At 60.4% G+C, this 18,272-nt stretch carries 16 protein-coding genes, 1 tRNA gene and 1 pseudogene; 11 read left to right on the plus strand and 7 right to left on the minus strand.

Translation table 11 applies throughout. The annotated features are described in order from the left end of the window. Window positions 1-32: 32 nt before the first annotated feature. The 5 genes from OGM67_04330 to deoD all read right to left on the minus strand — a co-directional run bounded on the left by OGM67_04330 (window position 33) and on the right by deoD (window position 5,462). Entirely contained in the window at window positions 33-1,547 is a 1,515-nt protein-coding gene (locus OGM67_04330; protein UYJ36188.1) for an ABC transporter ATP-binding protein, read from the minus strand. Window positions 1,548-1,794: 247 nt separating this feature from the next. Beyond that, window positions 1,795-2,928: a BMP family ABC transporter substrate-binding protein gene (locus tag OGM67_04335; protein ID UYJ35565.1), complete on the minus strand. Its 1,134-nt coding sequence runs from the start codon at window positions 2,926-2,928 to the stop codon at window positions 1,795-1,797. Between the two features lie 152 nt (window positions 2,929-3,080). Then, window positions 3,081-4,244 (minus strand): BMP family ABC transporter substrate-binding protein, encoded by a 1,164-nt coding sequence (locus tag OGM67_04340; protein UYJ35566.1) that lies wholly within the window; start codon window positions 4,242-4,244, stop codon window positions 3,081-3,083. Window positions 4,245-4,308: 64 nt separating this feature from the next. Then, on the minus strand, window positions 4,309-4,728 hold the full coding sequence (locus tag OGM67_04345; GenBank protein ID UYJ35567.1) for a cytidine deaminase: 420 nt from the start codon (window positions 4,726-4,728) through the stop codon (window positions 4,309-4,311). A gap of 2 nt (window positions 4,729-4,730) precedes the next feature. Continuing rightward, window positions 4,731-5,462 (minus strand): purine-nucleoside phosphorylase, encoded by a 732-nt coding sequence (gene deoD, locus OGM67_04350; GenBank protein UYJ35568.1) that lies wholly within the window; start codon window positions 5,460-5,462, stop codon window positions 4,731-4,733. Between the two features lie 105 nt (window positions 5,463-5,567). Between deoD and OGM67_04355 the strand changes: the two genes are divergently transcribed. From OGM67_04355 to udk, 5 genes and pseudogenes are all read left to right on the plus strand, one after another. Then, entirely contained in the window at window positions 5,568-6,482 is a 915-nt protein-coding gene (locus OGM67_04355; protein UYJ36189.1) for a radical SAM protein, read from the plus strand. 8 nt (window positions 6,483-6,490) lie between these two features. Beyond that, entirely contained in the window at window positions 6,491-8,368 is a 1,878-nt protein-coding gene (locus tag OGM67_04360) for a hypothetical protein (protein UYJ35569.1), read from the plus strand. 94 nt (window positions 8,369-8,462) lie between these two features. Further along, complete coding sequence (locus OGM67_04365; GenBank protein UYJ35570.1) at window positions 8,463-8,738, plus strand: sporulation transcriptional regulator SpoIIID; 276 nt, start codon at window positions 8,463-8,465, stop codon at window positions 8,736-8,738. Window positions 8,739-8,767: 29 nt separating this feature from the next. Then, window positions 8,768-9,247 (plus strand): dCMP deaminase family protein, encoded by a 480-nt coding sequence (locus tag OGM67_04370; protein UYJ35571.1) that lies wholly within the window; start codon window positions 8,768-8,770, stop codon window positions 9,245-9,247. A gap of 13 nt (window positions 9,248-9,260) precedes the next feature. Further along, window positions 9,261-9,883, plus strand: a pseudogene (udk, locus tag OGM67_04375) (uridine kinase). A 76-nt stretch (window positions 9,884-9,959) separates the two neighbouring features. Here udk and OGM67_04380 read toward each other — a convergent pair. Next, entirely contained in the window at window positions 9,960-11,156 is a 1,197-nt protein-coding gene (locus OGM67_04380) for a cation:proton antiporter (protein UYJ35572.1), read from the minus strand. A gap of 291 nt (window positions 11,157-11,447) precedes the next feature. On the opposite strand from OGM67_04380, the gene OGM67_04385 reads away from it, so the two are divergent. The 6 genes from OGM67_04385 (at window position 11,448) to OGM67_04410 (ending at window position 17,322) form a co-directional block, all read left to right on the plus strand. Next, window positions 11,448-11,539 (plus strand) — tRNA-Ser (locus OGM67_04385). A 233-nt stretch (window positions 11,540-11,772) separates the two neighbouring features. After that, a complete protein-coding gene (locus OGM67_04390; protein ID UYJ35573.1) occupies window positions 11,773-12,150 on the plus strand; it encodes a BlaI/MecI/CopY family transcriptional regulator in 378 nt (125 codons plus the stop codon). A 2-nt stretch (window positions 12,151-12,152) separates the two neighbouring features. Further along, window positions 12,153-14,069, plus strand: a complete 1,917-nt coding sequence (locus OGM67_04395; protein ID UYJ35574.1) for a peptidoglycan DD-metalloendopeptidase family protein — start codon at window positions 12,153-12,155, stop codon at window positions 14,067-14,069. A gap of 4 nt (window positions 14,070-14,073) precedes the next feature. Further along, a complete protein-coding gene (locus OGM67_04400) occupies window positions 14,074-15,303 on the plus strand; it encodes a M23 family metallopeptidase (GenBank protein UYJ35575.1) in 1,230 nt (409 codons plus the stop codon). 72 nt (window positions 15,304-15,375) lie between these two features. Continuing rightward, window positions 15,376-16,737 carry a peptidoglycan DD-metalloendopeptidase family protein gene (locus tag OGM67_04405; protein ID UYJ35576.1) on the plus strand — a complete coding sequence of 454 codons (1,362 nt, stop codon included), beginning with the start codon at window positions 15,376-15,378 and terminating at the stop codon, window positions 16,735-16,737. 138 nt (window positions 16,738-16,875) lie between these two features. Then, the gene (locus OGM67_04410) at window positions 16,876-17,322 is read left to right on the plus strand and encodes an Lrp/AsnC family transcriptional regulator (GenBank protein ID UYJ35577.1); all 447 of its coding nucleotides are present in this window, start codon (window positions 16,876-16,878) and stop codon (window positions 17,320-17,322) included. Here the strand turns inward: OGM67_04410 and OGM67_04415 are convergent, their stop codons facing one another. Continuing rightward, window positions 17,323-18,264 (minus strand): AEC family transporter, encoded by a 942-nt coding sequence (locus tag OGM67_04415; protein ID UYJ35578.1) that lies wholly within the window; start codon window positions 18,262-18,264, stop codon window positions 17,323-17,325. It abuts the gene before it with no gap. Between the last annotated feature and the right edge of the window lie 8 nt (window positions 18,265-18,272).

The raw sequence follows: 18,272 nt of genomic DNA on the forward strand, positions 1-18,272 counted from the left end.
GTGCTGCAAAAGCGGCTGTTTATTCTGTTTACTCATGCTTTCGCCTCCCCTTGCTTCTTCGCGCCGGCCATATACAGACCCAACTCCTCGACAGTGGTCTTGCGCGGGTCAAACTCGCCCACGATCTCCCCCTCGTAAATCACGAGGATGCGATCAGACAGGTTCATGACCTCGTCCAGCTCCAGACTGACGAGCAGCACCGCACGGCCCTTGTCGCGCTCGGCCACGATCTGCTTGTGGATATACTCGATCGCGCCGACGTCAAGGCCGCGGGTGGGCTGCACGGCAACGAGCAGCTGCGGGTCCTTATCGACCTCGCGGGCGATGATGGCCTTCTGCTGGTTGCCACCCGACATACTGCGGGCGATGGTGGCAGGCCCCTGACCACTGCGCACATCGTACTGCTTGATGAGCCGCTCGGCATAGTCGAGGACGGCCCCTTTCTTAATAAAGCCGTGGTTCTGGAACTCCGGCTGCCAATAGCGCTGCAGGACCATATTGTCAGCCAGCGTATAGTCCAGCACCAGACCGTGCTTATGGCGATCCTCGGGAATATGGCTCATGCCGGCCTTGGAACGCTCACGGATGGGTGCATTCGTGATGTCCCTGCCCTCCAGCCTGATTGTGCCGCCGGTCGGCTTTTCGAGTCCCGTGATGCCGTAGATCAGCTCGCTCTGGCCGTTGCCGTCAATACCGGCGATGCAGACGATCTCGCCCGCGCGGACATTGAAGCTGACGCCGCGCACGGCGTTATTCTTGTGTACCTTGCTGGGCACTACGAGGTTCTCCACCTCAAGAATCGGCTTGCCCGGCTCGCTGGGCTTTTTCTCAACGGCGAACTGCACATCGCGGCCGACCATCATCTTGGACAACTCTTCCTTGGTGGTGTCCTTGATGTCTACCGTACCGATATACTTGCCCTTGCGCAGGACGCTGCAGCGGTCGGACACAGCCATGATCTCGTTCAGCTTATGGGTGATGAAAAGGATGCTCTTGCCCTCTGCCTTGAAGCCGCGCATGATCTCCATAAGCTCATCGATCTCCTGCGGGGTCAAAACAGCCGTAGGCTCATCGAAAATCAGAATTTCATTGTCGCGGTAAAGCATTTTCAGGATCTCGACACGCTGCTGCATGCCGACCGAAATATCGCTGACAAGCGCATCGGGATCGACCTTCAGGCCGTATTTTTCACTCAGCGCCATGACCTTTTTGCGGGCCTCGTCCCTCTGCAGGAAGCCGTGCTTTGTGTCCTCCACGCCGAGGATGATGTTATCCAGCACGGTGAAGCATTCCACCAGCTTAAAGTGCTGATGCACCATGCCGATGCCCAGCGCGTTGGCGTCATTCGGGTTGTTGATCTTGACCTCCTGCCCGTTTTTCTTGATAACACCCTTTTCCGGCTGGTACAGGCCGAACAGCACACTCATCAAGGTGGATTTACCGGCGCCGTTTTCGCCCAACAGGGCATGGATCTCGCCCTTGCGCAGCTGCAGGGTGATATCATCATTGGCTTTGATGCCGGGGAACTCCTTGGTGATGTGCAGCATTTCGATGACATAATTTTCTGTCAACCGTTGCACGCCCCTTTCGATGTGTACAGGCTTGTACACAATTTAGTACTCTATATTATACAGAAAATTTCATTTTTGTACAAGAGATTTTGCACAAAAAGTTGTCACATTATGGTCATTCCATCCGCTTTGCCTGTCAAATCGCGGACAGCCCTGCCCTTATACGCAAAAACCGCCCCGTGCGGTAAGGCACGGGGCGGTCAAAAGTCACACTTTTAAGCTATCAGCTCTGATAGTCAACGGTCACATTGGTGACAGCGGGGTGTACATCGACGTCAAAGCTGTCGTCAATGACCAGAGAGCCGTCCACGATGGCAGCATACATAGCGTCGTACTGCTCCTGCGTGAACTTGGTGAACTTGCTGGTAGACATCGGCAGGCCAACGCAGTTCTCGGCAGCGCCCAGAACGGCCTGCTTGCCGGCGTAGGCATCGGTAAACTTCCAGCCGTTGTTCAGGGCATCGGTCAGGGCCTCGTTGACAGATTCGGCCAGGCCCTTCATGGCAGAGGTGACAACGGTGTCGAACCGGCCGGACTGGTCGACGTCAACGCCGATCATCTTGCCGCCGTTGGCCTGTGCAGCAGCATCGCAGCTCTCGCAGACGGGGCCGCCGCAGGCAAAGACGACCTCGGTACCCTCAGAGTACCAGCCATCCATCTTGTTCTTGACCTCATCGGTAGCAGCGAAGCCGCCGGAGTACCAGTACTTGATGTTGACATCCGTAGCACCGATCTCCTTGGCAGCAGCATCAGCGCCCTGCACGAAGCCGTAGCCGTAACGGATAACAGCGGGAACGGCCATGCCGCCCAGGAAGCCCAGCTCCTTGTAGCCATCGTAAACAGCGGCGTAGCCGGCCAGATAACCGGCCTGCTCTTCCTTATAGGTGATCAGCGCGGTGTTGGAGGTAGGCGCCTTGTCGCCCAGATCAGCGGTGGAAACATCCAGCGCGAGGAACTGAACATCGGGGTACTTGGCCTGAGCCTCAGCGATAGAGGAACCGAACAGGTAGCCGGCAACAACGACGGCCTTAGCGCCATCGTTGACAGCGTTGTCCATCTGCTCCAGACGAGCAGCGTCGGAGTCCTCGGTGGGGCGGTAGTAGTTGGCGTTCAGGCTGTTGGCACTGCAGAAGTCCTGCACGCCCTGCCAGGTGTACTGGTTAAAGGACTGGTCATCAATGTTGCCTACATCGGTAACGAAAGCAACATCGGTCTTGCTGCCGGAAGTGGAAGCAGCGGCCTCAGAGGTAGCCTCCGTCGTGGTGCTGGCCGTGGAGCTTGCGGGGGTAGAACCGCCGCAGGCAGCCAGAGAGAGCGCCATGCTGGCAGCCATTACAAAAGCGAGAAACTTTTTCATGGTTTTAATCTCCTTAGGTTGATTTTCAGTTGTCCGGCAGGGCGGTTCCCTGCCGTAATAAGTTCAGTATACCGCATTTGGGGCGGTTATTCAATGACAAAACGCTAAACAAATCATTACAAAAGCATAACAAAGCCGCTGTGCGGGCTGTGTCAGCGCAGGCGGGTCAGTGTGACATTGGGGGTGTCGGGCAGCGTGTCAAGGTCGGAGTAGGTATCCACCCGCAGCGCGCTGGTGCGCAGCTTTTCATACAGCTTGCGGTAGCTTTCCTGACTGAAGTTGTCCAGCCGCCACTGGCTGCCGGCCTGCAGCGCCACCTCGCCGTTGGTAAAGCCGGTCTTCTCGGTCTGGCCGGCGCTCTGGGCATCCCAGGTGCCCTGCACAAAGAAGGTGTACAGCTCGCGCTGCACCGCCGCATTGTAGCATTTAACGGCGCTGGCAAGGATACGGTCACCCTGATCGGTGCGGTCGCAGTCTGTCGTGATTGCCTTGGCACCGGTCTGGTTGACAGCGTTGGCAACGCCTGTATAGAGGTCACCGCCGCTGACCATGATCAGCGTTGTTCCGTTATTATACCAGTCGATCATCCGCTGGGTGATGGCATCGTTGACTGTATCCGTGTCGGCGAACCATGTCTGCAGGCTCACGCGCTCACCCTGCTGCTCGGCAGCGGCCTCTGCGCCCTGCAAAAAGCCGGTGGCGTAGCGCACAATACCGGGGACCTCCCGCGTACCGACAAAGCCCAGCGCGGTATACCCTTCGGTCACAGCGGCATAGCCCGCAAGATAGCCCGCCTGCTCCTCCTGAAAGAGAACACAGTGGACCAGATTGGCCGTTTTGTAGGCGCTGTAGTCGTCATTATGGGGCTCATCGTCAAACAGCAGGTAATGCACATCCGGGTAGTTTTCCTGAATGCGGTAGAGCGCCTGACCCATGACCTCGCCGCGGCAGACCACAAGCTTTGCGCCGCTCTCGGCCGCAGCGCGCAGGGCAGCCTCGGCATCATCGGCGGTGCTGCCCGCCGCCGTCTGGCTTACGGCCGTGTAATGGTAGGTATTGGCAAAGGTCTGTACGCCCTGCCACAGCATGGCATCCTCGCCGCTGTCCGTGCCGCCGGGGCCGGTCACCAGCGCGATGGTCTGCCCGCCCGGCAGCACCTGTGTCGGGTCCTCCGGCTCATAGACAAAGGTGGCGTCATCGGTCGGGGCGGTCACGACATGCACCACCTGTGCTTCGGCGATGGCTTCTCTGCCCTTGCAGGCAGTCAGGCCTGCCAGCAGGGTCAGCGTCAGGAACAATGCTAAGAACTTCTTCATGGGTACGGGAAAATCTCCTTGGTATTCGTTTCTTTGCAGGGGCATGGTTTCCCTGCTTTTGGGGTCATTCCAGATTGGCCGGGCCAAAGCCGTAGGGCAGCAGCTCTCCGAGGGTCGTCACGATGTAATCCTCCTCGCTTTTGGCCATGATTACAGTCAGCCCCGGGCCGCCGAACTCATAGAGTGCCTGACGGCAGACGCCGCAGGGGCCGGTGACAAGGGTGTTCTTCTCCCCCGCCTTGCTGCCCACAATGGCGATAGCGTCAAACTCGCGCACACCCTCGCTGACGGCCTTGAACAGCGCCGTGCGCTCGGCGCAGTTCGTAGCGGTATAGCCTGCATTCTCGATGTTGCAGCCCTTGAACACACGGCCGTCCTTGGCCCGCAGTGCCGCCCCCACATGGAAGCGGGAATACGGCGCATAGGCAAACCCCTGCCCTTCAAACGCAGCACGGATCAGGGTCCGGATCTCAGCTTTTTCCATGCTTACTTCTCCAAAAAGGCATCCACGCCGAGCGCGACCTGCATCATGGCAGTAAAGCTGGTCTGGCGCTGCTCGGCGGTCGTGATTTCCGGCGAGACAAAGCTGTCCGAGATGGTCAGCAGGCAGGCTGCCCGCTTGCCCAGCACCTTTGCATTGTGGAAAAGGGCGAAGCTCTCCATCTCAACAGCCAGACAGCCCTTTTCATCGCGCAGGCGCTCCCAGTAGGTCGGTCTGGCGTCGCTGGGCTGGCGGTAGAACACATCGGAGGAATGGATATTGCCCTCGATCAGGGGGACACCTGCCGCGGCAGCGCTGCGGCGCAGGGCGTTGTTCAACTCGGCGCTGGGGGTCTGGATGTTGTCTGTGTCGCCGCTCTGGGTCACAGCATAGTTGCTCTCGGAATACGCGCCGGTGGCCAGCACGACATCAAACAGCTTTGCCTTGTCGGTATACGAGCCGGCAGAGCCGATGCGGATGATGTTCTCCACACCGTACTGACTGTACAGCTCATAGGAATAGATACCGATGGACGGCATGCCCATGCCGCTGCCCATAACGCTGATGGGGCAGCCCTGATAGCTGCCGGTGTAGCCGAGCATACCGCGTACATCGGTGACGAGGCGGACATCCTCCAGAAAGGTTTCCGCGATGAACTTTGCGCGCAGCGGATCGCCGGGCATCAGAACGGTCTTGGCGAAATCGCCCTTTTCCGCGCGGTTATGAGGGGTAGACATAAAAGCACACTCCTTTATTTTGTGATATTGGTAGATATAGTATACCACACTTTCCCGGTTTGTGGTAAACTTATAGAAAAGTTTTTTGTGAAAGAGGTTTTTGCCATGCAGCTGCCGCACCACTGTACCCTTTGCCCCCGGGCCTGCGGGGCCGACCGCGCCGCAGGGCAGCGGGGCTTCTGCGGGGCCGATGATACCCTGCGGGTGGCACGCGCCGCCCTGCACCACTGGGAGGAGCCCTGCCTGAGCGGCGACCCCGATGCCGCCACCGGGAGCGGCACGGTGTTTTTCAGCGGCTGCACCCTGCGGTGCTGCTACTGCCAGAACTACCCCATCAGTCAGGGTGAGGTGGGCAAGGCGATCACCGCCGAGCGGCTGGCCGATATTTTTATGCAGCTGCAAAACGGCGGCGCCAAAAATCTGAATCTGGTCACGGCGTCCCACTATCTGCCCTGGGTGACAGAGGCACTGGATGCTGCCAGAGCGGCGGGCTTTGCCCTGCCTGTTGTCTACAACACCGGCGGCTACGAAACCGTTGAGGCTGTCCGCGCACTGGCCGGGTATGTGGACATCTGGCTTACCGACTATAAGTATTGCGACAGCACGCTGGCGGCGCAGCTTTCCTGCGCGCAGGATTACCCCGCCGTGGCAGATGCCGCCCTGCGCGAGATGCTTGTGCAGACCGGCGCGCCGATCTATGATGCAGACGGCTACCTGCAGCGGGGCGTCATCGTGCGGCATCTGGCCCTGCCCGGCCATGTAGCGGACAGCCGCGCGGTGCTGCAGCGGCTGGCAGCGCTGCGGGCAGAGACCGGTGTGGAATTTATCCCGAGCCTGATGAGCCAGTTCACACCTTTTTATAAGGCGGCCGAGCACGGCTTAGGGCGGCGCATCACGACCTATGAGTACCGGCAAGTCATTGATGAGGCCGTCCGGCTGGGGCTGACCGATGGCTACATGCAGGAAAAGAGCAGCGCCCGGGAGGAGTACACCCCGCCGTTTGATCTGGAAGGGGTATAGGACTCATCATGATCGTATCCGTTTGCTATCTGCTCCTGTTTCTCTTTGTCGGTCTGCTGCTGGCGCGCCGGGCCGTGCCGGACGCAGACAGCGCCGTCCTCCTTCCGCTGGGGTGCGGGCTTGGGGTATCCCTGCTGGCGGTGCTGCCCGCCCTGTTTGCCCTGCCGTTCGGCTTTACCCTGTCGGCCGCCGGGCTGGCGGGTGCCGCTGCAGCGGTGCTGGGCGGGGTGCTGCTGCGGTGCGGCACACGGCTGCATGGGACCGCGAAGGACCCCGACTGCGGGGCAAGCTGGGCCTGCCTGCTGCCGGTGGCCGCCGTGACGCTGTTTCTGCTGCACACCCATGTGCTGCACATGGTAAACGGCACCCTCCACACCGGGCAGAGCTGCTACGGCGATATGCCGATGCATCTGGGGTTCATCCGCTATATTGCGCAGAGCGGTGAATTTCCGCCGCGCTATCCCCTGTTGGGCGGCGCACACCGGTTTGGCTACCCGTTCCTCTGCGAAACGGTCTCCAGTGTCTTTCTTCTGCTGGGGACGGATCTGCGCACCGCCTACCTGCTGCCGATGCTGCCCGCCTTTCTCTCGGTGTACGGCATGTTCTGGCAGCTGGCCCGCCGCGTGACGGGCAGCGTTGCCAAAGCAAGCCTTGCATTCTATCTGTTTTTTATGGGCAGTGGGTTTGGGTTTGTGTATTTTCTCGGCTCCGCCGCGGATTTTGCGGGCATCTTCACCGGTTTTTACACAACACCGACCAATTTTGTTGAGAAGAACATCGTCTGGGTCAACCCCATCGCAGATCTGCTGATTCCGCAGCGCGCCACCCTCTTTGGCTGGTGCGTGCTGCTGCCCGCCCTGTATCTGCTGTGGCGGTTCTGCTATGAGGGCGAACGCCGCCTCTGGCTTTGGCTGGCTTTGCTGGTGCTGCCTCTGCCGCTTTTGCACACGCACAGCGCACTGGCGCTGGTGCTGCTCTGTCTGGTGAGCGGGCTTTACACATTAACACAGGGCGCACGCAAAGAGACGCTGCTGCCTTGGCTGGGGCTGGCCGCCGTCTGCGGCGCGGCATGGCTTTTCCAGATGCTGCCGACCGTGCTGGCGCAAAGTCTGGACGGTCAGCAGATGCTGCGGCTGCACTTCAACTGGATCAACGGCCGGAATGACGGCACCCTGAAGGACAGCTATCTCTGGTTCTACATCAAAAACATCGGCCTTGTGTATCTTCTGTTGATTCCGGCGTTTGTACATGCCAAACCAAAGCAGCGGTGGCTGTACGGCGGCGGGCTGGCGATTTTAACGCTGGCGGAGCTCGTTGTATTCCAGCCCAACAATTATGACAACAACAAGCTGCTGTATGTCTGGCATATGCTGGGATGTGTTCTGGCCGCCCAGCTGCTGGCCGACCTGTTTGCAAAGGTGCGCGCCCTGCCCTGGCGGACGCTGGGGCTGGCGGCCTGCTGCTTTGCGGCGATGTTCGGCAGCGTGCTGACCCTTGGGCGGGAGGCGCTGAGCGACTATCAGCAGTGGAGCGCCGATGACATTGCACTGGCAGCGTATATTGACGAAAACACCGAGAGCGATGCGCTGTTTTTGACCAGCGACAGCCACCTGACGCCGGTGTTTGCACTGGCGGGGCGGCAGATCCTGTGCGGGTCGGGCAGCTATGTCTACTACCACGGCATGGACTACGCCGATGAATACAATGCCATGCGCACCCTGTATGAAACGCCCGACACTGTCACCCTGCAGATCTGGGGCGTACAGTACGCCGTGTTCGATTCCTCCGTCTACAGCCGCTTTGCCGATGCCAACGAGGAATGGTATGCGCAGCGGTACCCCCTGTTGTACGAAAACGGCAGCTGCCGGGTGTATAAGATTCACTAAGACCCTTCTATTTTATAGCCCATCTTTTTCCGGCATATCGGCGCACTTTTTCACATAGGATTTGACAGAAAATTCTATGCGAGGAGGTCAGGCTATGAAAGGCGACCCTGAGGAGCGCGCTGCTGCGGTGGGGCGGTATATTGTGCAGAGCGGCGCGACCGTGCGGGCGGCGGCAGCCGTGTTCGGCGTAAGCAAATCCACGATCTGGAAGGACCAGCACCGCCTGCGCCGCCAGAATCCCGGCCTTTGGGCCGAGGTACAGGCTGTTGTGCAGAAAAACAAGGCCGAGCGGCATCTGCGCGGCGGCGAGGCCACACGGCGCAAATATTTGCAGACAGCATCTTGCGCGGCGCACCACAGCACAGTATAATAGAATAAAGAATAAAGGACGGTGCATCTATGAAACGGCAGGACTACATCAGCTGGGACGAGTATTTTATGGGCATTGCTCTGCTTTCCGCCATGCGGTCAAAGGACAACAACAGTCAGGTCGGGGCCTGCATCGTCAGCCCGGAGAACAAGATCCTGTCACTGGGTTACAACGGCATGCCCATCGGCTGCAATGACGATGATATGCCCTGGGAGCGCGAGGGCGATGACCTTGAGACAAAATACATGTATGTCTGCCACTCGGAGCTGAACGCCATTCTGAACAGCCCCAACCACGACCTGCGCGGCTCCCGGATGTATGTGACGCTCTTTCCCTGCAATGAGTGCGCCAAGGCGATCATCCAGAGCGGCATCAAGGAGCTGATCTACCTTTCGGACAAATATCACGACACCCACGCCTGTGTGGCCAGCCGCCGCATGTTCAAGATGACCGGCGTTATGTGCCGGGCCTACCAGCCCACCGGGCGCGAGATCAAACTGGATGTATAAGGAGCAGCAGCTTATGAATACTATCATCATCGGCATTGCCGGCGGCACCGGCAGCGGCAAGACCACCCTGACCGAAAAGCTGCGGGAGCATTTCGGCAGCAATGAGGTCAGCGTCATCAACCACGACAGCTACTATAAGCGCCATGACGAGCTTCCCTATGAGGAGCGCTGCAAGCTGAACTATGACCATCCCGACAGCTTTGACACGGCGCTGATGATCGCCCATCTGCAGGAGCTGCGCGCCGGGCATCCGGTGCAGGTGCCGGTGTATGATTACACCATCCACAACCGCAGCAACCAGACCGTGCTGGTGCAGCCCGCACCGGTCATCATCGTTGAGGGCATTTTGATCTTCGACTCCCCCGAGCTGTGCGAGCTGATGGACATGAAGGTCTTTGTGGACACCGATGCCGATTGCGCATCCTGCGCCGCATCGTCCGCGATGTCAAGGAGCGCGGCCGCACGCTGGACAGCGTGGTAAGCCAATACCTGACCACCGTCAAGCCGATGCATGAGCAGTTTGTCGAGCCGAGCAAGCGCAAGGCTGACCTGATCGTGCCCGAGGGCGGGCGCAACCTCGTTGCGCTGGAGCTGCTCATCAAGTGGGTAGACAATCACCTGCACAACGCAGAATAAAAAACAAATCCGGCAGGCGCTTTTTGAGGCGTCTGCCGGATTATTCGTTGCAGCAGGTTTATTGTCTGGGTATCTTTTACGCCTGTGCCTCGCTCGGATGCGCCACAGGCGGCATCTTGGTAAACAACGCCTTCAGCACAAGCGGCGTGGCAACGCTGGACACCACGATCAGCAGGATGACCGCCGTGAAATAGACGGGATCGACGACGCCGACCTCCAGCCCCTTCTGGGCCACGATCAGGGCGACCTCGCCGCGGGTCATCATGCCGACACCGACCTTGAGGGAATCGCCCCAGTTGAAGCGGCAGACTCTGGCCGCCAGACCGCAGCCGATGATCTTGGTCAGCAGGGCCACCAGAACAAAGCAGATGCAGAACAGGAAAATTTCCGGCGTCAGGCCGCTGATGTCGGTTTTCAGACCGATGCTGGCGAAGAACACGGGGGCAAAGATGACATAGTTGCTGATGTCAACGCGGCGCTCAACATACGGTGCGTCCTGCATCGTGCAAAGAACGATGCCCGCAATGTACGCGCCGGTAATATCGGCAATGCCGAAGTACTGCTCAGCGATGTAGGCCATGGCAAAGCAGAACGCAATGCTGACGATGGTGATGCGCTGGGTATGGGGGTTGCGGGCATCGAGCCACTTCATCGCATAATGGATGACAAGGCCGATGCCGACAGCAACCAGGAAGAATAGTGCCGTCTGGATCAGCACACCGCCGATGCCGGTACCCTCGCCCGAGCTGGCGCCCAGCACGCAGGTCAGCACAATGATGCCGATGACATCATCAATGACCGCCGCGCTGACAATGGTCGTGCCGAGGAAGCTTTTCAGGTGGCCCAGCTCCTGCAGCGTTGCCACCGTGATAGATACGCTGGTGGCCGTCATGATCGTGCCGATGAACAGCGCGCGGTAAAACTCCGGGCTGCCCACGGCCGAAAAGCCATAGAATGCGCTGTAGAGCAGCGTGCCGCCCACCAGCGGCACAAAAACGCCGATGCAGGCGATGAGGGTCGCAATGGGGCCTGCGCGCAGCAGCTCCTTCAAGTTTGTGCCAAGGCCGGTCGTAAACATCAGCAGCACAACGCCGATCTCCGCAAAGGTCGAGATTGCATCACTGGTCTGCACCAGATTCAAAAGGCAGGGTCCGATAAGCAGGCCGGCAAGGATCTCGCCCACAACCTGCGGGGCCTTGCATTTACGGGCGACCAGCGCAAAGAACTTTGCGCTCAGGATAATGATCGCCAAATCTCGAAAAATGGAATACATGAACTATCCTCTCTCCTTACAGCATGGTAATTCTCTCCGGCATGACCGCATAATGCCCGCTGCCGATACGCCGAGCGCGATGACGCCCTTATAGTTTTAGCACTATACGCCGCCGTTTGCAAGAGGATAAAACGCGCAAAATATGCAGTTTGAGCGCACAATTTGCATGCACTTTGCCCATGCCGCCCACAGCCGCGAAAAACTTTTAAAAAACCGCAAAATAATGCTTGACATTTCCCGCGCACATTGTTATAATAGCTCATGCAGTCAGGCGCTGCGCAAAAAGAATATGGAAAGATGGCTGAGCTGGTCTAAGGCGCACGACTGGAAATCGTGTAGGGCCCCTAAAGCCCTCAAGGGTTCGAATCCCTTTCTTTCCGCCATGTTAAAGGCTACATCCTATTTTGGATGTAGCCTTTTTCTTGTCTTTGCGGACGCTGCAGTCACACAAAACCGGATGCCGTGTGCGGGGTTATTCAGCCCCGCGCACGGTATCCGGTTTTGCTTTTTCTCCGCAATTTCTCCCTGTAGGGGAATTTTTGTTGACATTTTTGGTCTATTGTAGTAGACTGTAAATAAAGATAGGTCTATTGCAGTAAACCAAAGGAGTATCCCCATGCTGAACCATGAACCGCTCCGCCTTGCCGATGGCGAATACCGCTTTGCCTGCCTTGTGTGGGACAATGAGCCGCTGCCCAGCGGGCAGCTTGTTACGCTGGCCGCCGCCGCGCTGGGCTGGAAAAAAAGCACCACCTACACCGTTTTGAAGAAGCTCTGCGAGCGCGGTGTACTGCAAAATTCAGACGGTCAGGTGACAAGCCTGATCCGGCGGGAGGATGTCCAGCAGGCCGAGAGTGCCGCCGTGGTGGACAAGACCTTCGGCGGCAGCCTGCCGCGCTTTGTGGCCGCCTTCCTCAACTCAAAGCCGATCAGCGAGGCCGAGGCTGCCGAGATCCGCGCCCTGCTGGACGCCGCCCAACAAAAGGAGGGGTAGTTATGCGCAGTATCGTACTTTCCTTTTTGCTGCTCAGCGCACGCGGCGCGGTGGCCGCAGCGGCAGTCTGGTGCGTTTGCCGGGCGCTGCGCCGCGCCCACGCCCCCAGCCGCCTGCTGTGCTGGCTGTGGCTGGCCGTGGGGGTACGGTTCGTGCTGCCGTGGGGCATTCCGCTGCGGCTGCCCCGCCCGCAAAGCGCCCCGCTGGCTGCCGCCGCCGACACCGTGCAGGAGCTGGGTGCGCTGCCGCTTCCGGATTTGGCACCGGCAGCACCTGCCGCTGCGGTCGCGCTGCCGTGGTACGCCCGGCTGACCCTTTGGCATGTACTGGCGGCAGTCTGGCTGGCCGGTGTGCTGGTGCTGGCGCTGCGCGGCCTTGCAGGCTATTGGCGGCTGCGCCGCAGCGTTGCACTGGCCTGCAGGGCACCGGACGGCTGCTACGGCGGGGCCTGTGTGGCTGCACCGTTCACACTGGGCATCCTGCACCCGCGCATCTATCTGCCGGACAGTCTGCGGGGCACGGCCCGGCAGGCCGTGCTGCTGCATGAGCAGACCCACATCCGCCGCGGTGACCCGCTGACCAAGCCGCTGTTTTATGCCGCAGTCTGTCTGCACTGGTTCAACCCGCTGGCATGGCTGGCGTTCCGCGGTTTTGAGCGCGACATGGAGGCCGCCTGCGATGAGGCCGCCGTGCAGGGCCGCCCCCTGCCCGAGCGCAGCGCCTACTGCGAAACGCTGCTGCAGTTTGCCGTGCAGGGGCAGCGGGTGCCGGGCAGCCTGACCTTCGGGCAGGGCAGCGTAAAGGGGCGCATCGTGCATCTGCTGCACTACCGCCGTCTGGGCGCGGGGGCACTGGCGGTCTGCATAGCCGTGGTCGGCCTCTGCTTTGCCGCCTGCATGGTCCGACCGGAGCTGTCCGCACAGCCCGAGACCACAACAGCCGCACCGGAAAGCCCGGCCACCGCCGAGACCGCCCAGCCAGCCGAAACGCCCGCGCCGGCGGTGCAGCCCTCTGCCCTGCCGACATTGAGCGATGCCGCAAACAGCCCGCGCTTCCTCTGCCCGGTCGATTACAAGTACATCTCCCGTTTCCGTTCGGACGAGGACGGACACCGCGGCGATGACCTCTGTGCGGATGAGGGCACCGAGATCCGCGCTGCCGCGGATGGCGTGGTGCTTGCCGCACAGGAGCATTACAGCTACGGCATTTTTGTCGAGCTTGACCACGGTACCGACGCCGACGGTCTGCGCTGGGTCACGCTGTACGCCCACATGAAGTCCTGCGCCGTTGTGCCCGGGCAGACCGTGACCGCCGGGCAGGTCATCGGGTACGTGGGTTCCACCGGGTACACCACCGGCAATGCCTGCCATTTTGAGATGCGCATAAACGACATCCTTACGGAGCCGCGCTATTTTACCGCCTACACAGGCAGTGATGCCGCCGAGCTGACGCAGGAAAAGGCAGACGAAATTCTGGCCGAGGCCGTGCGCCACGCTGCTTCCGACCAGACGACTGCCGTTGATGGAGCTGCCGCCCTTTCCGGCGTGGATCTCTTTACCCTGCCGGTCGCGCCCCCGCCGCAGGTCAGCGGCTATGCCCCCGAAAACGGCCACTCCGGCATTGACTTTGCCGCCGAGGAGGGCGCGGAGGTTTACGCCGTTGCCGGTGGTATCGTGACCGCCGCCGACTACGATGTTGAAAAGGGCAACTATGTCGTCCTTGACCACGGCGGCGGGCTGGAAACAGAGTATCAGCACATGAAGTCGCTGCTCGTCTCTGCCGGGCAGTCCGTGGTTCAGGGCCAGGTCTTGGGATATGTGGGCAACACCGGCAATTCCACCGGGCCGCACCTGCACTTTGAGGCACGGCAGGACGGCGCGCCCGCAGACCTGACCGGGACTGCCCTATTAGCGGAGTAACAAGATGAAATACAGGCACTTCCCCGCCGCTGTATTGGCGGCGGGGCTGCTTTTTTGTACCCTTTTTTCGGGTTTTGCCGCCTATGCGGATGATAAAAAGGGCGAATTAACGCAAAACCAGACCGAAACCCGGCAGGAGTACGAGGCCGCGCAGTCCGCACTGGCCGCGCTGCAGGCGCAGCAGGCCCAGACCGAGGGCGAGATCCAGTCGCTGAACGGACAGGCCGCCGAGCTGGCGGGGCAGATTGAGGCGGTAACCGCTGCCGTGCAGCAGGCACAGACAGAGCTTGACGCGCGTTTGTCTGATGCGGAAGCCGCACGGGCTGCCCGGGACGCCAAGCAGGCGGAGTACGAGGCACGCCTTGCCGTCTGCAAGGAGCAGCTGCGCGCAATGCAGCGGCTGGACGGCGGCGGGGCGCTCTGGCTGCTGACACAGGCCAAAAGCCTGTACCAGCTGCTGACCTTTGACACCGTGCTGCGCCAGATGAGCGCCAAAAACAGTGCCGTGCTGGCCGAGCTTGACGCTGAGGCCGCCGCGCTGGAGCAGGCCCGCGCCGAGGCCGAGGACGCCGCCCGCCGCGCTGAGGCCGCAAGAGCCGAGCTGGAGGGCCAGCAGACTGCCCTGCACACCGCGCAGAGCCAGCTGGAAGCTGCCCTGCTGGATGCCAACAGCACACTGACCGCCCAGCAGGCCGCCGCACAGGCCCAGACCACCGTGACCGATGCCGCGAAAAAAGCCTACGAGGAGGCTACTGCCGCGCTTGATGCCTATGTGCGAGCGCAAAGCCGCCGCTACACAACGGCAGAGCTGCGGCTGACCAGTCTTAATTTCCGCTGCCCGCTGGACAGCTACGGGCGCATCACAACACAGTTCGGCGAGGCGGACCCATGGGGCATCCCCCACAGAGGCACCGACTTTGCCGCGCCGGGCGGCACACCGATCTACGCCATTGCGGACGGCATCGTCAGCGCCGCGCGGGCGATGAACAGCTACGGCAACTGCGTACAGGTCAGCCACGGCACAGCGGATGACGGCTGCCGCTATGACAGCCTGTATGCCCACATGAGCAGCATTGCCGTGGCGGAGGGCACCGCCGTGCAGCGCGGCGATCTGCTGGGCTATGTGGGCAACACCGGCAATGTCTACGGTGCCGGCGGCGGGTATCACCTGCATCTTGAACTGCGGGTGAACGGCAGCCGCACAGACCCGCTGGGCTATGTGCCGAGCCGGTAGGGATAAATTTTATCGGCAGCCTGCGAAGGCCCCCTCTCCCCTGCGGACGATTTGAAAACGAGGTTTCCTATTTTGACCTTCGGTGATTTTTTGTATTTTGTCGGCTTTCAGGTCGAATATACCGCCGTGCGCCTCGCGCGCAGGGTGTGGGCGGCAGCACAGTGGGCTGCGTGGGCCGCGCTTACGCTGCTGGCTGTGCTGCTGCGGCCTGTGGTGCGGGCGGCGGCAAATTTCAAGGCGGCGCTCTGCGCCCCGCGGCAGCTGGCAGATTATCTGCTGCCCGTGCTGGCCTGCGCAGCGCTGGCCGTCTACCTGCGCACAGCGCTCTCCCAGCCCTTTGTGCTGCGGGTCGAGGTAAACGGCCAAAGTGTCGGCTATGTGGCCGGTGAAGCAGCCTTTGAGGCAGCGCGCGCCGATGTGCAGGCCCGCATCAATGGGGTGGCCGACTGGCAGATACAGCCGGAGTACACCCTTGTCCGGGGCGGCGCAGATACCCCTACTCTGACCGAGCGGGAAATCGCCGATGCCATCCTGCGCGCCTCCGGCGGGGAGATCACCGAGGGGACCGCCGTCTACATAGACGGCGCGCTGCAGTTCATCACCACCGAGGGTGACCACCTGCGGCAGTTCCTCTATGCGCTGCGCCGCCCCTGGCAGCGCGAGGGTGTGCAGACAGCCTTTGTGCATGGGCTGCGCATGGTGGACGGCATCTACCCTGCTGCTGCAGTCACACCCTACCCTGATCTGATAGAGGCGCTGCAGCACGGGGACGGCCTGTTGCAGGTCAAGGTCGTGCGGTATGAGACCGTGACAAAGGCGCTGCCCTTTGAGACACAGACCGTTGAGGATCCCGCGCTGGACTTTGGCAAGACCGAGACCGTACAGGGCGGGCAGGACGGTGCCGAGCAGGTCACAAGCGAGATCACCGAGATAGACGGCACGGTCGTGGCTGTGCAGGCCGTGGATGTACAGCTTTTACAGCCCGCCGTGCCGCAAATCGTACACCGCGGCACCCGGCTGAAGGACGGCATGGTGGGCAAACTGGGCACCGGCAGCTTTCTCTGGCCTGTGCCGGGGTATTCGGGCATCAGCCGGTGGGCTAATCTACCCTATGGCCACCGCGGGGTGGACATCACTGCAGCCTACGGCACACCCATCTACGCCGCCGACGCCGGCACCGTTATTGCCGCAAAGTGGCATAACCACCCCACCATGAGCTGGGGCTACTATGTGGAGATCGACCACGGCAACGGCTACAAAACGCTCTACGCGCACATGTGCCGCTATGTTGTACAGGCCGGGCAGACCGTGGAAAAGGGTCAGCTGATCGGCTATGTGGGCGCTACGGGTGCCGCCACCGGCAACCACTGCCATTTTGAAATGTATTACAACAACGCCCTGATCAGCGCACGGAATGTGTTCCCGGATATATAATTAAATTTATTTTGCAAACCACTTTACTTTTTTGTTTTCCCGTGGTAGAATACTTCACATAGTAAAGCTGACCAAGCTCTCGTTCAGGTGCAATGACGCACACGGACGGGAGCTTTTTGCCTAAAATGAGGTACTGCTATGGATCACATCGACCGCAAAATCATCGACATTCTGCAAAATAATGCCCGTTCCCCGCTCAAGGAGATCGCCGACCATGTGTTTTTGTCCAGCCCTGCTGTGTCAGCCCGCATCGCCCGGCTCGAAAGCTCGGGGACTATCTCCGGCTATCAGGCGCAGGTCGATGCCCCCAAGCTGGGGTACATGGTCAAGGCCTTCATCAATCTGGATATGGACCCCCAGCGCAAGCCGGAGTTTTACCCGTATATCCAAAACTGCCCCCATGTGGTGGAGTGCAACTGCGTCACCGGCGATTACAGTATGCTGATCGAGGTGCTGTTCGGCACAACACAGGAGCTGGACCAGTTCATCAACCATCTGCAGCAGTTCGGCCGCACCCGCACCCAGATCGTCTTTTCTACCCCGGTAGAGCATCGCGGCGTGCCGGTGGCAGTGCCGGAGGAATGATTACAGGTATCCCCCGCAGCGCAGCAGGAAGATCCAGCCCGTCAGCGTCAGGGCAGAAAGCAGCGTTGTCAGGGCGATGCAGCTGGATGTCAGCACGCCCTCATGGCCCATATTCTTGCTCATGACATAGGCGCTGGGGGTCGTAGGGCTGCCCAGCATGATGAGCAGCGCAACGAGTTCTTCATCCCGGAAGCCGAGCGCTACTGCACAAGGCAGAAACACCGCCGCCAGACCGACCGTCTTGATGAAGGCCGCCGCCACCGTGGGGCCGAGCTTTTGGATGGCCTTTGTTCCCTCAAACGATGCGCCGATCGACAAAAGCGACAGCGGCGTGGTGAGGGACGCAAGGCTGCTCATGGTCTTGGTGACCATCTGGGGCAGCGTGAACGGCAGCAGCGCATAGACTGTGCCAAAAAGGATGCCCAGCAGGATCGGGTTGGTGGCAACCCCGCGCAGCAGCTGCCCGGCGCTCGGTGTGCTGCGCTGCAAGGGGGATTCCATCATTAAGATAAGCACGGCAAAAATGTTGAACAGCGGCACACTGCCCAGAATCATCAGCGGGGCCATGCCCGCATTGCCGTAGATATTCTGGATGAACGCCACGCCCAGCACGGCGGCGCTGCTGCGGTAGCCCGCCTGCACAAACTCCCCCACCAGAGCCTTGTCCTTCAGGAAGCGCTTGGCCCCTGCCCAGACGGCCAGAATGCCGACAAGCGTAGCCGCAAAGCAGAACAGCACAAATCCGGGCTGGAAATCATGCAGAATATCCACACTGCCCATGTCGAGAAACAGCATGGCAGGCAGCGTGACCTTAAAGCAAAGCTTATCCGCTGCCTTGCAGAATGCAGGCGGCAAAAAGCCTGTCTGCCCCAGCAGATACCCCACCACCATGACAAAGAACACCGGCATGGTGGCATTCAGACTAAACAGCAGGTTTTGCATTGCGGCAC

Source organism: Oscillospiraceae bacterium (assembly GCA_025757985.1).
In the GTDB taxonomy this organism is placed as follows: Bacteria; Bacillota; Clostridia; order Oscillospirales; family Ruminococcaceae; genus Gemmiger.

Bases quoted from the DNA above. Each gene is read 5' to 3' on its own strand.
- OGM67_04330 (UYJ36188.1), bottom strand. From the start codon at position 1,547: ATGCTGCACATCACCAAGGAGTTCCCCGGCATCAAAGCCAATGATGAT.
- OGM67_04335 (UYJ35565.1), bottom strand. From the start codon at position 2,928: ATGAAAAAGTTTCTCGCTTTTGTAATGGCTGCCAGCATGGCGCTCTCT.
- OGM67_04340 (UYJ35566.1), bottom strand. From the start codon at position 4,244: ATGAAGAAGTTCTTAGCATTGTTCCTGACGCTGACCCTGCTGGCAGGC.
- OGM67_04345 (UYJ35567.1), bottom strand. From the start codon at position 4,728: ATGGAAAAAGCTGAGATCCGGACCCTGATCCGTGCTGCGTTTGAAGGG.
- deoD (UYJ35568.1), bottom strand. From the start codon at position 5,462: ATGTCTACCCCTCATAACCGCGCGGAAAAGGGCGATTTCGCCAAGACC.
- OGM67_04355 (UYJ36189.1), top strand. From the start codon at position 5,568: ATGCAGCTGCCGCACCACTGTACCCTTTGCCCCCGGGCCTGCGGGGCC.
- OGM67_04360 (UYJ35569.1), top strand. From the start codon at position 6,491: ATGATCGTATCCGTTTGCTATCTGCTCCTGTTTCTCTTTGTCGGTCTG.
- OGM67_04365 (UYJ35570.1), top strand. From the start codon at position 8,463: ATGAAAGGCGACCCTGAGGAGCGCGCTGCTGCGGTGGGGCGGTATATT.
- OGM67_04370 (UYJ35571.1), top strand. From the start codon at position 8,768: ATGAAACGGCAGGACTACATCAGCTGGGACGAGTATTTTATGGGCATT.
- OGM67_04380 (UYJ35572.1), bottom strand. From the start codon at position 11,156: ATGTATTCCATTTTTCGAGATTTGGCGATCATTATCCTGAGCGCAAAG.
- OGM67_04390 (UYJ35573.1), top strand. From the start codon at position 11,773: ATGCTGAACCATGAACCGCTCCGCCTTGCCGATGGCGAATACCGCTTT.
- OGM67_04395 (UYJ35574.1), top strand. From the start codon at position 12,153: ATGCGCAGTATCGTACTTTCCTTTTTGCTGCTCAGCGCACGCGGCGCG.
- OGM67_04400 (UYJ35575.1), top strand. From the start codon at position 14,074: ATGAAATACAGGCACTTCCCCGCCGCTGTATTGGCGGCGGGGCTGCTT.
- OGM67_04410 (UYJ35577.1), top strand. From the start codon at position 16,876: ATGGATCACATCGACCGCAAAATCATCGACATTCTGCAAAATAATGCC.
- OGM67_04415 (UYJ35578.1), bottom strand. From the start codon at position 18,264: ATGCAAAACCTGCTGTTTAGTCTGAATGCCACCATGCCGGTGTTCTTT.